Origin of the sequence: Rufibacter radiotolerans (genome assembly GCF_001078055.1) — a bacterium.
Lineage (GTDB): Bacteria > Bacteroidota > Bacteroidia > Cytophagales > Hymenobacteraceae > Nibribacter > Nibribacter radiotolerans.
This window is the reverse complement of sequence record NZ_CP010777.1, coordinates 1485665-1500546: the sequence shown is the minus strand read 5'-3', so window position 1 is coordinate 1500546 and position 14882 is coordinate 1485665. Positions and strand designations below refer to the sequence as shown.

11 protein-coding genes are annotated in these 14882 nt (G+C 51.6%); 8 read left to right on the top strand and 3 right to left on the bottom strand.

The window, feature by feature from the left end; genetic code table 11:
* Position 1: 1 nt before the first annotated feature.
* Both TH63_RS06260 and TH63_RS06255 read left to right on the top strand, forming a co-directional pair.
* A complete protein-coding gene (locus tag TH63_RS06260) occupies positions 2-2422 on the top strand; it encodes a TonB-dependent receptor domain-containing protein (protein WP_048922625.1) in 2421 nt (806 codons plus the stop codon).
* A gap of 73 nt (positions 2423-2495) precedes the next feature.
* Entirely contained in the window at positions 2496-2813 is a 318-nt protein-coding gene (locus TH63_RS06255; RefSeq protein ID WP_048920196.1) for a hypothetical protein, read from the top strand.
* Positions 2814-3178: 365 nt separating this feature from the next.
* Here the strand turns inward: TH63_RS06255 and TH63_RS06250 are convergent, their stop codons facing one another.
* A complete protein-coding gene (locus TH63_RS06250; RefSeq protein WP_048922624.1) occupies positions 3179-3799 on the bottom strand; it encodes a trimeric intracellular cation channel family protein in 621 nt (206 codons plus the stop codon).
* Positions 3800-4009: 210 nt separating this feature from the next.
* Between TH63_RS06250 and TH63_RS20900 the strand changes: the two genes are divergently transcribed.
* From TH63_RS20900 to TH63_RS06240, 4 genes are all read left to right on the top strand, one after another.
* Positions 4010-4663, top strand: a complete 654-nt coding sequence (locus TH63_RS20900) for a cobalamin B12-binding domain-containing protein (protein ID WP_394331425.1) — start codon at positions 4010-4012, stop codon at positions 4661-4663.
* Positions 4617-7418 (top strand): methylmalonyl-CoA mutase family protein, encoded by a 2802-nt coding sequence (locus TH63_RS06245; protein WP_394331424.1) that lies wholly within the window; start codon positions 4617-4619, stop codon positions 7416-7418. The genes TH63_RS20900 and TH63_RS06245 overlap by 47 nt, the downstream gene beginning before the upstream one ends.
* Positions 7419-7786: 368 nt before the next feature.
* Positions 7787-7915 carry a hypothetical protein gene (locus TH63_RS20775; protein WP_262506185.1) on the top strand — a complete coding sequence of 43 codons (129 nt, stop codon included), beginning with the start codon at positions 7787-7789 and terminating at the stop codon, positions 7913-7915.
* 104 nt (positions 7916-8019) lie between these two features.
* Positions 8020-8643, top strand: a complete 624-nt coding sequence (locus TH63_RS06240; RefSeq protein WP_048920195.1) for an FKBP-type peptidyl-prolyl cis-trans isomerase — start codon at positions 8020-8022, stop codon at positions 8641-8643.
* A gap of 438 nt (positions 8644-9081) precedes the next feature.
* Here TH63_RS06240 and TH63_RS06235 read toward each other — a convergent pair whose 3' ends face one another.
* Positions 9082-9501, bottom strand: a complete 420-nt coding sequence (locus TH63_RS06235) for a hypothetical protein (protein ID WP_048920194.1) — start codon at positions 9499-9501, stop codon at positions 9082-9084.
* A gap of 380 nt (positions 9502-9881) precedes the next feature.
* Here TH63_RS06235 and TH63_RS06230 point away from each other — a divergent pair, with 380 nt between their 5' ends.
* Complete coding sequence (locus TH63_RS06230; protein ID WP_048922623.1) at positions 9882-11828, top strand: KUP/HAK/KT family potassium transporter; 1947 nt, start codon at positions 9882-9884, stop codon at positions 11826-11828.
* A gap of 299 nt (positions 11829-12127) precedes the next feature.
* Here the strand turns inward: TH63_RS06230 and TH63_RS06225 are convergent, their stop codons facing one another.
* Positions 12128-13924 (bottom strand): M61 family metallopeptidase, encoded by a 1797-nt coding sequence (locus TH63_RS06225; protein WP_082161573.1) that lies wholly within the window; start codon positions 13922-13924, stop codon positions 12128-12130.
* Between the two features lie 124 nt (positions 13925-14048).
* Here TH63_RS06225 and TH63_RS06220 point away from each other — a divergent pair, with 124 nt between their 5' ends.
* Complete coding sequence (locus TH63_RS06220; RefSeq protein ID WP_048920193.1) at positions 14049-14651, top strand: C40 family peptidase; 603 nt, start codon at positions 14049-14051, stop codon at positions 14649-14651.
* Positions 14652-14882 lie beyond the last annotated feature (231 nt).

Genomic DNA, 14882 nt, shown 5'->3' with positions numbered 1-14882 from the left:
CATGCGCCTACTCCTTACCTTCCTTTTCCTGATAGGCAGCCTACAGTTAACGCTGGCACAGACCTATTCCATTACAGGCTCCATCACCAACACTGCCACCAACCAGGCCCCGGCAGAGGCCGAGGTGCTGTTGGTGAACAACGGCACTTTTGCCAAAGCCGATAGAAAAGGAAATTACCAGATCAAGAACCTAAAGGCCGGCACTTATACCCTCACCGCCTTCAGCCTGGGCCTGACCACCCAAACCCAGGAAATCACCATCACCAACGCAGATGTTACCCTGGAATTCGCGCTCAAGCCCCTGGAAGGCACTATTGGAGAGGTTAAGGTAAACTCAGAAAGGGCTAAAGACCTGGGGGTGTCACGCCTGCGGTCCACTGAAGGCACTGCCATTTATGAGGCCAAGAAAACCGAGGTGATCAATATGCGCGATGTGACCGGTAACCTGGCCACCAACAACAGCCGGCAGGTATTTGCCAAGGTGGCCGGACTCAACATCTGGGAAAGCGACGGGGCCGGCCTGCAGCTGGGTATTGGTGGCCGGGGCTTGAGCCCTAACCGTACCTCCAACTTCAATACCCGCCAGAATGGCTATGACATCAGTGCCGATGCCCTGGGCTACCCCGAAAGTTACTACACCCCTCCTACCGAGGCCCTGGACCGCATTGAAGTGGTACGGGGAGCAGCCTCTCTGCAGTATGGTACTCAATTTGGCGGCATGCTCAACTTTGTGATGAAAGAAGCCCCAGAAGAAAAGTCCTTTGAGCTGGTGAGCCGCCAGACCGGTGGCTCCTTTGGGTTGTTCAGCTCTTTCAACAGCGTGGCGGCCCAAAAAGGCCAGTTCCATTTTTACGGGTTCTACCAATACAAGCGCGGCGACGGTTGGCGGCCTAACTCCGGTTTTAACGTGCACACCGCGTTCGGAAGCCTCCATTACCAGCCCTCAGAAAAACTTGAGGTGAAGCTGGATTACACCTACATGGACTATCTGGCTCAGCAGCCAGGTGGCCTCACTGACGCGGCCTTTGCGGCAGACCCGCGCCAGTCGGTGCGTGACCGCAACTGGTTTGCTGTGAATTGGAACCTGCTTTCGCTGTCACTGGACTACCGGCTAGGCGAGCGTACCAAGCTGAACGTGCGCAACTTCGGGTTGGTGGCCGAACGCAAGGCCCTGGGTTACCTGGAGAAAATCAACCGGCCCGACCCTATGGGGGAACGTCTGCTGCTGAAGGACAAATTCAGGAACTTCGGGAACGAGACCCGCCTGATTCACAGGTATACCCTTTTGGGCCATTCCTCCACTTTTTTGGTGGGAACCCGCTACTACCATGGCTTTACAGACCAGAAACAGGGCAATGGCTCTGCCGGGTCAGGCCCGGATTTCAGGTATTACCCAGACAACGGCAACCCCAGCCTTTCAGACTATGACTACCCCAGCCGTAACCTGGCGGTGTTCACGGAGAACATCTTCAACATCACGTCAAAATTAAGCGTCACCCCGGGCCTCCGCTATGAGTGGATCAGGACCCGGGCCCAGGGAAGGTATGACGTGGAGAACCGTGACCAAGCAGGCAACATCTTACTAGAGGAACGGGTGCAGGAAAATCGCCTCAATACCCGGGGTCTAGTCCTCTTCGGGTTGGGGATTAGCTTTAAGCCCTCTGACCAGCTGGAAGTCTACGGAAATTTCTCCCAGAATTACCGCGCCATCAACTTCAATGACATGCGCATTGTGAACGCCAACATCAGAATTGACCAGAACCTGCAAGATGAGAAAGGCTACAGCCTGGACCTGGGCACCCGCGGCGGCATTGCCGAAGTAGTGAACTTTGACATCAGCCTCTTCAACCTGGTGTATGACAACCGCATTGGCCTAAGGCCGCAGAAAGATGAGGTTTTGTATACCAATTACCTCCTGCGCACCAACATAGGCAAGTCCAGAAACCGGGGCGTGGAAACATTTGTGGAGGCCGACGTTTTGAAGCTGTTTTTCGGAAAAGAGCACAAAACCAGCCTCTCTGTATTCTCCAACCTGACCCTGGTAGACGCCGATTACCTGATAGAAGAGGAAATCTTCAAAGGCAAAAAAGTAGAGCTGGCGCCGGCTGTTATCGCCAAAACAGGAACCTCCTTTAAGAAGGGGAATTTCAAGCTCTCCTACCAATATGCCTACACCTCTGAGCAATACACAGACGCCTCCAACAGCATTAGTGAACCCACCGCCGTCTTCGGGAAAATACCCGCTTACTGGGTCATGGATCTGTCTGGCAGCTACACTTATAAGCGTTTCACCCTGGAAACCGGCCTTAATAACCTCACAGATAACCGCTACTTCACCCGCCGGGCCACGGCCTACCCGGGCCCGGGAATAATCCCTTCAGACGCCCGCAATTACTACGTCACGCTGCAGTTCAAGCTGTAAAGACGAGGGTATCTACCATAAAATAGTAAATAAAACCTATATTTAACTTTTCACTAACAAAATAAAACTGCTCATGAAAATCACGAAAATGTTCCTGCCCGCCTTATTTGCGGTAGCGCCTTTTTTCTATGGCTGCGGAGATAAAACAGATGTAGTAGAGTCTGGCACCTACCAAGGCACCATTAAGGAAGTAGAAGCAGACAAGTCTGAGATCTACGTAAAAACCAATGATGATAAAGTATTAGAGCTGTATTTCACAGAAACCACCACGCTTACCCGCAACGGCGAGGCGGTGGCCTTTGACCAACTGAAAGAAGGTGGCAAGGTAGAAGTAGAAGTAGTAAAAGAAGGCAACCGCCTGGATCCGGTAGCTGTGAAGATTTTAGAATAGCCTATCAGAGTACCAACCTTCTGGCATAAAGAATTCCGGTACCAATCTACGGTCTACTTTCTTTTTTGAACGCTGCTACGGTTGCGCCATAAAATGAAGGAACCTGCCATTAGTCAAAAGAATTCGGCTTGTCAGAAGGTTGGTTTTTTATAGCTATTTGGTTGGGGTAAACCCTCCACTTTGTAGCCCTGGTATAGTATGGGGCAAATCAAATCACAAATTCTGAAGGAAGTAGGCACTACCTAAACAACTTCCACCTACCGTCCTTCCAATTTCCGTTTTAGGCCCTTTTTCCCAAAAACAGCTTCAAAACGCCACTCACTCACTCACTCACTCACTCACTCACTCACTCACTCACTCACTCATTAAGGATTCAGGTTGGGGAAGGACCATTTGAATTTGACCGCCAGCAGCCTGACCAGAATAATGATTAAGATGGCCACTCCCATGGGAATTCCCGCAGGAACCGGTGCCAGGCGCATGAGCAGGTAGGTGCCGCCGCCCGCCAGACAGGCCGTGGCGTAAATCTCTTTCCGGAAAATAAGCGGGATCTCATTGCAAAGGATATCCCGCACTACGCCGCCAAATACCGCCGTCACCACGCCCATCACCAGGGCAATCAGCGGCGACACCCCTACCCGCAAGGCCTTCTCCATGCCTAGCACGGTAAACAAAGCAATCCCGGCCGTATCAAATAAAAACATGGTGCGCCTAAACTTTACAATTTTCCGCCGGAACAGCACCGCCACCACCACTGAGGCCAACACCGTAATCAATAAATGCTCTTCCTGAATCCAGACGGGCCGTAGGTTCAAGAGCAGATCGCGCAGGGTACCTCCGCCCAGGGCGGTCACAAAGGCAATGACCCCGGCGCCAAAGGGGTCCAGCTTCTTGTCGGCGGCAGTGAGCGTACCGCTGATCGCGAAGACAAAGGTTCCTATTATTTCTAGAATGGGAATGAAAGGCAGGGCCGGTAAGATATCCATAGAGAGCGGGTTCTTGCCCAAAACTACGTAAATAAGGAGTGGCGGGAGGTGTGTAAATGAACAATTCCCGTTTAGTGGCCGTTTTCCCGAAAACAGGCAAAAATTACTCATCTTGGCAGCAATCTGCCTTTCCTTCTGGGAAAGCAGGCCCTTCTACGGTTCTACTGGAAAATTCGTACTTTCGCATAACGTTCACCAGCTACCTAACAAATGTCAGTTACTTCTGTACAACCTTACAAACCGGTTAACCATATCCGCATTGTCACGGCGGCATCTTTGTTTGACGGCCATGACGCGGCCATCAATATTATGCGCCGTATCATCCAGGCCTCTGGGGCTGAGGTGATTCACCTGGGCCACAACCGCTCCGTGCAGGAGATCGTGGACTGCGCCATTCAGGAAGATGCCCAAGCCATTGCCCTCACTTCTTACCAAGGCGGTCACCTGGAGTACTTCAAGTACATGCATGACCTGCTGGAAGAGCGCGGCTGCGGCCATATCCGCATCTTTGGCGGCGGTGGCGGTGTGATCCTCCCCTCTGAGATTGAGGAACTGCACGGCTACGGCATTGCCCGCATCTATTCGCCAGACGATGGGCGCGCCATGGGCCTGCAGGGCATGATCAATGACATGCTGCAGAAATGCGACTTCCCTACCGGACAGAACCTGAACGGTGAGGTGAAACACCTGAAAGAAAAAGACATTAAGTCCATTGCCCGCCTTATCTCCGCCGCCGAGAACTTCCCGGAGGAATATGCCAAGGTAAAAGAGCAACTGCTGGCCGGAGTAGATTCCCTGGAATCAAACAACCAGCAAATTGCTACCCCCGGTGCTGGGTATCACTGGTACCGGCGGGGCCGGTAAATCATCGTTGGTAGATGAACTGGTGCGCCGGTTCCTGGCCGATTTTCCGGAAAAGACTATCGCCATTATCTCTGTGGACCCGTCTAAGCGCAAAACCGGCGGGGCCTTGCTAGGTGATAGGATCCGGATGAACGCCATCAGCAACAGCCGAGTGTACATGCGTTCGTTGGCTACCCGCCAGAGCAACCTGGCTTTGAGCAAATATGTTCAGGACGCCGTGGACATTGTGAAGGCCGCCCAGTTTGACCTGATCATTCTGGAGACCTCGGGCATTGGCCAGTCAGACACCGAGATCATTGAGCATTCAGACGCCAGCCTGTACGTGATGACGCCAGAGTACGGCGCCGCCACCCAGCTGGAGAAGATTGACATGCTGGATTTTGCGGATATCATCGCCCTCAACAAATTTGACAAGCGCGGGGCCCTGGATGCGCTACGCGATGTCAAGAAACAATACAAGCGCAACCATCAGCTCTGGGACGTGAACGATGATGACATCCCAGTGTTCGGGACCATTGCCTCGCAGTTCAATGACCCAGGCATGAACCGCCTGTACAAGGCCGTGATTGCCAAGATCTCTGAGAAAACCGGCGTGGCCTTTGCCTCCAACCTGAGCACCAGCGGTGAGATGTCTGAGAAAGTCTACATCATCCCTCCTGCCCGCACGCGCTACCTTTCTGAGATCTCGGAGAACAACCGCGCCTATGATAAATGGGTACTGGATCAGGCCAGCGTGGCTCAGAAACTGTACGGCATCCGGCAATCCATTGAAGCCATTCAGGCTATTGAGGTAGAGGACAAGGACCGCCTGATCAAAGGCCTGGAATACGCCTACGAGGAAACCGCCCTGCGCTTGGACGGGCAGAACAAGAAACTGCTGGAAGGCTGGCCCGAGAAACGCCAGAGCTACAAAAACGAGTTCTATGAGTTCAAGGTGAGGGACAAGGTCCTGAAGATTGCCACCCACACCACCAGCCTTTCCCAGTTACAGATTCCCAAGATTGCCACGCCCCGCTATGAGGCCTGGGGCGACTTGCTCAAATGGAACCTGCAGGAGAACGTGCCGGGCGAGTTCCCCTACACCGCCGGTGTATTCCCGTTCAAGCGCGAAGGCGAAGACCCCACCCGTATGTTCGCTGGTGAAGGCGGGCCAGAGCGCACTAACCGTCGTTTCCACTACGTTAGTAAAGGATTGCCAGCCAAGCGTTTATCCACCGCCTTTGACTCCGTTACTTTATATGGTGAGGACCCAGATCTCCGCCCGGATATCTACGGAAAGATTGGTAACTCCGGAGTAAGCATTGCATGTCTGGACGATGCCAAGAAACTCTACTCGGGCTTCAACCTGGCTCACCCCATGACCTCGGTGTCCATGACCATTAACGGTCCGGCCGCCATGCTCACGGGCTTCTTCATGAACGCCGCCATTGACCAGCAGTGTGAACTCTACATCAAAGAGAACGGTCTGGAGGAGGAAGTAAACCAGCGGATTGAGGCTATTTTCCAAAAAATAGGCCAAAAACGCCCTACCTACCAGGGACCACTGCCAGACGGCAACGACGGCCTAGGCCTCATGCTCCTGGGCGTGACAGGTGACCAGGTGCTACCGGCAGACTTGTATGCGCAGATCAAAGAGCGCACGCTGGCCTCGGTCCGCGGAACGGTGCAAGCCGATATCCTGAAAGAAGACCAGGCGCAGAACACCTGTATCTTCAGTACGGAGTTCGCGCTACGCCTAATGGGAGACGTGCAGCAGTACTTCATTGACCACAACGTCCGGAACTTCTACTCGGTGTCCATCTCGGGCTACCACATTGCGGAGGCGGGCGCCAACCCTATCTCGCAGCTGGCCTTCACGCTGGCCAACGGCTTCACGTTTGTGGAGTACTACGTGAGCCGCGGCATGGACATTAACGCCTTTGCGACTAACCTGAGCTTCTTCTTCTCCAACGGCATTGACCCAGAGTATGCGGTGATTGGCCGCGTGGCCAGAAGAATCTGGGCCAAGGCCATGAAACTGAAGTACGGCGCCAACGCCCGCTCGCAGATGTTGAAATACCATATCCAGACCTCGGGCCGCTCCCTGCACGCGCAGGAGATTGACTTCAACGATATCCGGACCACGCTGCAGGCGCTGTACGCGATCTACGACAACTGTAACTCGCTACACACCAATGCCTATGATGAGGCCATTACCACGCCTACCGAAGCCTCGGTGCGCCGTGCCATGGCTATTCAGTTGATCATCAACCGCGAACTAGGACTGGCTAAGAATGAGAACCCGCTGCAAGGCTCGTTTATCATTGAAGAACTGACCGATCTGGTAGAGGAAGCAGTATTGCTGGAGTTTGACCGCATCACCGAACGTGGTGGCGTGTTGGGCGCCATGGAGACCATGTACCAGCGTGGCAAGATCCAGGAAGAAAGCCTGTACTATGAGACACTTAAGCACACCGGCGAATACCCTATCATTGGCGTGAACACCTTCCTGAGCAGCACCGGTTCTCCTACCGTGTTACCTTCTGAGGTGATCAGGGCGACCGAGGAGGAAAAGCAATACCAGATCACCATGCTACAAGAACTGCACGCCCGCTTTGCGGAAACTGCTCCCGCGCATCTGAAACGCCTGCAAGAAGTGGCGGTACAGAACGGCAACATCTTTGAGGAACTGATGGAAGCCTCTAAGTATTGCTCTCTGGGCCAAATCACCAACGCGCTGTTCTCAGTAGGTGGCCAATATCGCCGCAATATGTAATCTAGTGAGTTCTGAGTCTTTGGAATGAAAAAAGGGAGCCGGTAGTTACCGGCTCCCTTTTTTAATGGCAGTAGCAAACTTTAGCGGTTTTCACTTTTTCTTCAAAAGCGATCTCGCATCCTATGCCTTGTACGCATGGTGCTAGGGGATTAAATAAGGAGGGGGTTGAGATCAAGGGTACCAAAGGGAAAAGTTAAATTCACAAAGTCTTACCTTCACAACTACTTTCAATAACCGCCTCAAGCACTTTTAAGACAACTACTTATACTTAAAATTTAAACCACTTATACATCTAGACCATTGCCCAAGCTTATAAACCTAGTCATATGATTTTCGTTTATAGTATAAAACCATTAAAGCAGAAAGCCATGAAAACCATCTCTACTATCTCTTCTATTTTTGCCATTGGGGTGCTCTATTTCCTGGTTTCAAAGTGGTTCTTTGAGGAGAAAATCTCCTTAGATTTATCTGATGAAGAACCGGTGATTTACCTGTAACCTCCCTTTTTATATAACAGCAGGAGGCCCTCCTAACGGAAGGCCTCCTGTTTACTTTTATACCTTTCCAAATAGAAACCGTACCTTTAGCAAAATATTAAACTATGGAATTAAAAGACCTCACACAGAAGATCAGCTACATTATTGGTAGAGATATGGCTGCCAACTTCGCCAAACAAGGAATTGAAATTGAGCCCCAGGCTCTATTATTTGGCCTGACCGAAGCCTTGAAAGGCTCACCTTCCAAACTGGACCAGGACGAGATTCAGTCGGTTATGATGCAGTTGCAGATGCAGATGCAGGAGAAACAGCAGGCCTCTGCCGGGGTTAGTGGTGAGCAAAACAAAAAAGAGGGCGAGGCCTTCTTAGAAAGCAACAAAGCTAAGGAAGGCGTTAAAACCCTGCCTAGCGGCTTGCAATATGAAGTGTTGGAAAGCGGCTCGGGTAAAACACCTACCAAGACCTCCCACGTGACCACCCACTACCACGGCACCCTTATTGACGGAACCGTGTTTGACTCTTCGTATGAGCGCGGCGAGCCGGCCACTTTCCCGGTAAATGGGGTAATTGCCGGCTGGACGGAAGCCTTGCAACTTATGAAAGAAGGCGACAAATGGCGCCTGTTCATCCCAAGTAACCTGGCCTACGGTCCCCGTGGCGCCGGAGCGGATATTGGACCCAATGCCGCCCTTATTTTTGACGTAGAGCTTATCTCTGTCAACAACTAATATAAAGCCAGCTTTAATTTAAAAAGAGCGCGTGCCTGTACCAGGCACGCGCTCTTTTTGTAAAGGCAATTCTAAGGCTCTGGAATGGAGCAAGCCTCAATGAGCGTCCGCAGGCAACCTGAGTACTTCGAAGCCTTCTTTTTCTTTTGTCCTCAAAGGCTCCTTAATTTTCTTTTGTCATCCTGAAAGGACCTTGTGGGCGAAGAGCAGTAGCGTGTTATCCATGTCTTTACCGGTCGCTACCGAGATCCTTACAGGATGACAGAGAGAAGGAAAAGATTGAAAAGAAGGAAAAGAGGTTAAAGCCAAAACCAAACTTGCGTGCAGACACCAGCGGACGATATCGCCAATGAGGCTCGCGCTTATTAATGATAATTAAGCTTTTAAACGGGTTTCTGAAAGCAGGAAAGGAATAAAAAGGAAAGTTAAAAGAGGTGGTTACGCCGTTGCCTGGGAAGGCTGTTCATGTAGGAGCCAGTCCATGGCATCCTCAATGCAGGTAAAATAATTGAAATGGATAGGCAAGTCCAGCGGCTGCGTGTGGCTTAAAGAGTAATCATAGATCAGGTTTTGGTACCGCTCATCAGACATGACCAGGGCTACCTGCAGATGGTTGGCCTGCAGGGCCACACTGGAGCGTAGCGTGTTTAGCCAATCCTCGGCTTCCATAGACAAGCTACCCCTGTTAGTAGATTCAATCAAACACCGGCTTATGTTGTGGTTGATGAACAAAGAAGCCAGCTGTCGGCACCCGTCCTGAAACTCAAGGAGTTTTACCTCTCTTTTCCAAAACAAGGTAGCCACCTGCCTTGAATTGTCTAAAGACACTTTACAGAAATCATTCTCAGAAGAGCTCATATCGCTGTTAAATCACTTGTCAAATATACTAAAATTTATATAACAAGCTAGTTAAGTTTTCATCACATCAAGGCATCTAAATTACTGTTTCTGTGCGCCATAACCAATACTTAGTACTAGTGATAATAAAGGCCTAAAAAAGAAAACTTATAAAAAATCCTTTCCAAAAACATGAGTAAATACCTGAATCTTGGTATTGGTTTATGAAAAAGCCGAGTCCTTAAAAAAGGTTACTTCCTATATCTATAATCAAACATATACCTTGTATTTTTGACGCTTCGCCTACAGGCTTCGGTTTTCCTGAATAAGTGGGTTCCTTTGGAGCCTTTACACAGAAAAACTGGTTGACCCTGGCGGGTAGAATCTTTTTATTTTTCAAAATGAACAACACCAGCCATGCTCACCGCATCTCGGGAGCCGGTTTACTTATTGCCCTTGGCATCATTTACGGTGATATAGGCACTTCTCCTCTGTATGTAATGAAGGCGATCATTGGGGCCACCCCCATTAACGCTACTCTTGTATACGGCGGAATTTCCTGCGTAGTCTGGACGCTTACCCTGCAAACCACCATCAAGTATGTGATCCTAACCCTGCGGGCCGATAACAAGGGCGAGGGCGGCATCTTCTCGCTTTTTGCCTTGGTGCGCCGGCATGCCAAGTGGTTGACCATTCCGGCCATGGTGGGTGGAAGCGCCTTGCTGGCCGACGGTATCATCACGCCCCCCATTTCGGTTTCCTCAGCCATTGAAGGGCTCAAGATCATCTATCCAGAAATTCCCACGGTGCCCATTGTCATAGGCATTCTGGCGCTTATTTTCCTGATGCAGAGCTTCGGGACCCAAATTGTGGGCAAGGCCTTTGGACCGGTCATGTTGATCTGGTTTAGCATGCTGGCCTTTCTGGGCATCCTCTCCGTAATGGAGCACCCCGAGATCTTGAAGTCCCTAAACCCTTACTTCGCCTATGACCTGCTGGTGAACTACCCGGGCGGCTTCTGGCTGTTGGGCGCCGTTTTCCTGTGCACCACCGGGGCCGAGGCCCTGTATTCAGACCTGGGGCACTGCGGCAAAGGCAACATCAGGATCAGCTGGGCTTTTGTGAAGAGCTGCCTATTGCTGAACTACTTTGGGCAGGGCGCCTGGCTGATGCAGTATGAGGGCAAAAACCTGACCTCCCTGGACACCACCAACCCTTTCTATGGAATCATGCCTGACTGGTTCCTCATATTCGGGATTGCCATTGCCACCATTGCCGCCGTTATAGCCAGCCAGGCCCTCATCACTGGTTCCTTCACCTTAATTGGCGAGGCCATCAGGCTGAACATGTGGCCGAAGGTACGCCTGATCTACCCTACCAACGTGAAGGGCCAGATCTACGTGCCCAGCATTAACCGGCTGCTCCTACTGGGTTGCGTGGGCGTGGTGCTCTACTTCAAAGAGTCGGCTAACATGGAAGCCGCCTACGGCCTGGCCATTACGGTGACCATGTTAATGACCACCACCCTGCTCAGCTATTACCTGCTCACCAAACGGGTGGCCAAAATCTGGATTGGGCTTTTCCTGGCCGTGTATCTGGCCATTGAGGGTTCTTTTCTGGCGGCCAACCTCATCAAATTCCCGCACGGGGGTTGGGTAACCCTAGTGATTGGTACGCTGCTGATCTCGGTGATGTACATCTGGCTCAAGGCTTATTACATTAAGAAACGCCTGACAGAATACGTACCCATCAAGGAATATGTGCCGGCCCTGCGCGAACTGAGCGAAGACGAGTCCATCCCGAAATACACCACCCACTTGGTGTTCATGACCAGTGCCGAGCGCACTTCTGAGATAGAGTCAAAGATCATCTACTCCATCTTCCAGAAAAGGCCTAAGCGAGCCGATATCTACTGGTTTATTCACGTGAATACCATGGATGAGCCTTACACTATGGAGTACAAGGTGAACGTGCTGGCCGAGCGGGATGTGGTGCGTATTGACTTTAGGTTAGGATTCAGGGTGGAACAGCGCATCAACCTTTTTTTCCGGAAAGTAGTGGAAGACCTGGTGCAGAATGGCGAAGTGGACATCACTAGCCGCTATAGCTCCCTGAGCAAGCAGAACGTGATCGGTGACTTCCGGTTTGTGGTGCTGGAGAAATTCCTAAGCTACGAGAACGACCTGCCTTTCTGGGAGAACACCATCATGAAGTCTTACTTCTACATCAAGGAATTCACCACCTCAGAAGGCAAATGGTTCGGCCTGGATACCAGCTCCGTGAAAATAGAAAAGGTACCGCTCATCATTAAACCCGCCCGCCAGCTAGAGATGAAACGAATAGTGTAGACTTGTTTTAACCTATTAATTCAGAGATACTTCTGGCACTTCTCCGGAAGTATCTCTTTTTATTTTAGTTAAAGGAAAACTGAGCCATTTTGAGGCTGTTTTACGAAAAATAGCCTCAAAACGCACCACGGTTTCCCCCATTTAAAACGAAAGGGCACAGCCCGTTTCTATCCAGCCTGCTGGTCTTTAAACAAGGATACCTCCCTCATCCCGCAAAAACAAAAAGGCCTCCTGTTCAGGAGGTCTTTTTGTTTGATAAGCTGTTTTAGGGGTGTTTTCAGGAAAACAGGCTCAAAACGTTATTTGCTGGAGATCCACTTTTCGTAGGCTTTCTTCTGGGCTTCTGTAGGCGAGGCCACTTTCTCTGCGCGGTATTTCAGGGTCTGGTCTTTCAGCAATTTTACCGGAATGACCATCACCTGGCCTCCTCTGCTGATCACCAGCTCAACCACATCCCCAACTTCATAAGCCGGTATGGATTTGTTAATGTCATCTGAGACGCGGTAGCCATTCATGGCAATGATCTCATCGTTCACGTTCAGGCCGGCCTGCCAGGCGCTTCCGTTACGGGTAACAATGGTCACCACGGGCTTACCAGTGGTAGTGGAGATGGCCGCCCCCAGCAAAGGCACGTTCTGGTTTTTGTTCACGTCTGTAAGGGTGATGCCCACGGTAGCCAGGTACGCGTTGTAGTCCGGGGTCTCATAGCCATACACGTATTTCCTGAAGAAATCATCCATGGAACGGCCCGTGAATTTCTCAATGCCTTTCTGGAACTCCTGGTCAGTGTAGCCGCGGTCCAGTTTTTTATAATACTGGTCATACAGGGCCTTCATGGCATCATCCAGGGTTTTGGTACCGTTGGTGGCTTTCAGGATCTCCAGGTCCAGGAGCATGCCCAGAACCGCGCCTTTGCTGTAGTAAGACAGGTGGGTGTTGTAGGAGTTCTCATCTGGGCGGTATTGCTTTATCCAGGTATTGAAGCTGGACTCCGCGGCAGACACCACTTTGTTACCAGGGGTGTTTTCCACACTGGTAATGCCGCTGGCAATCTTATCCAGGTGTTCCCGCTCAGAGACTATGCCGGCGCGACGGGTGATCAGGTCTGCGTAGTAAGACGTGAAGCCCTCAGACACCCACAGCATGTTGGAATAGTTCTCCTGGTTGTAGTCAAAAGGACCCAGGTTCTTAGGCCGCAGGCGCTTCACGTTCCAGAGGTGGAAATACTCATGGGCCACCAGGTTCAGAAAACCGGTATAGCCGCGCTCGGTGCCGTAGGCGGTCCGAGTGGCCCCCAGAGTGGTGGAGTTCAGGTGCTCAAGACCGCCCCCGCCGGCGGCCAGGTTATGGACAATGAACAGGTAATACTTTACCGGCAACTCGCCAAAAACTTTGGCGGCTTCCTCGGTCACCCGCTTCATATCGGCGGTCAGGCGCTTGGGGTCATAGTTGGCGTCGCCGTACATGGCCACATCATGCTTTACCCCGTTGCTTTCAAAGGTGAGGATCTCCTGGTTGCCAATCTCAATAGGCGAATCGGCCAGGACATCATAGTTCTCAGCGCGGTACGTGAAAGGCTGGCCAGCCACCAACGGCAAACCCGTGGAAACCCTGCTCCAACCTTTGAACGGAACCACGGTTAAGGTAGAAGGAAGTTCTTTGTGGCCTTCGGGGTACATGAACACGCTGGTGCCGTTCAGGTAGCCGTGGCTGGCGTCTATAAAGCTGGTGCGCACGGTCAGTTCATAGGCATATACCTTGTAGGTGACAGTCACGTCCTTTCCGCCGGAGGCCACGCGCCAGGTGTTCTTGTCTATTTTGGAGGAAGTCACTTTTTTGCCGCCGGCCTGGGCTTCAAAGGCCTCCACGTTTTTAGGGAATTCCCTGATCAAGTAAGAGCCCGGCGCCCAAACGGGCATGGTCAGGTCCAGGTTCTTGCCTTTGAAACCAGCCAGGCGCATCTCTACCTCAAAATAGTGGGTATGCGGCTCAGGCATAGAAAGGCGGTACGTGATGGCGGGCGCAGCCATGGCGGAGGAGGAAACCACCAGGAGCATTAAGATAGCGAACGCCCAGGAATGGATTATTTTTTGCATAGGGAAGGTAGGATTACAGAAATTAAAACCGAATAATACGGCTAAAAAGGGGTGAATCCAAGGATTTAGCCCCTTTTAGCAACCACGGGCCGTAGGTTGAACGTATGCCTAAGAAAGAAGTACCATGAAGAAAATTTGGATCATTTTTGGGGCCCTGCTCTTGTTGATACTCGTCTATAAAGCCTTTTTTGGGGAGGATGACCCCTTGGGCCCCGCCGTGAAAAGAACCAGCCAGGACGGCCGCGACAAAGCTTTCCATAATGACACCGCCGCCGCTAGCATTTCAGCCAACGGCAAAGGCGCCCCTGACCTGGATGTACTGGAAGGAAATTACACCAACACCTCTGACAGTTTGGTGGCCTTCGCGCTGCAACGTTTTGGTACCGAATATGTGTATGGCGGCGCAACCGAGGAAGGGTTTGACTGCTCAGGCTTTATCACCTACGTGTATAGCAGATTCAGGATGGACCTGCCGCATGGCTCTACCCTACAGTCTAAGATTGGCGAAAGCGTGCCCCTGCAACAGGCCAGAAAAGGCGACCTGCTCATTTTCACGGGCACCAACCTGGAAGACCGCACGCCAGGCCACGTGGGCATTGTCATCACCAACCCGCCCAAGGCCGTGAAGTTTGTGCACTCCTCCTCAAACGGTGGCGTAAAGGTAAGCGAGGTAGAGGGTACCCTTTACCAGAAACGTTTCCTGGATGTGCGCCGGGTGATCAAATAGAAGAAAGCCTTGAACTGGGGGTAAGGGAGACCTAGCCTGGGCCAATTAGCCAGTAAACCGCCCCGCCCGTTTTGGGCCTGTTTTCAGAAAATCAGGCCCAAAACGGGCGGGGCGGTTTTCTTGACTTAGTAGAAGGAAGGCTTATCCAACATCCTCCATCTGGAAAGCTGCTTTAGGTCTTCGGAAAAAAAAGGGCAGAAAAATACCCGGCCACTGCAGTAGCCGGGTACG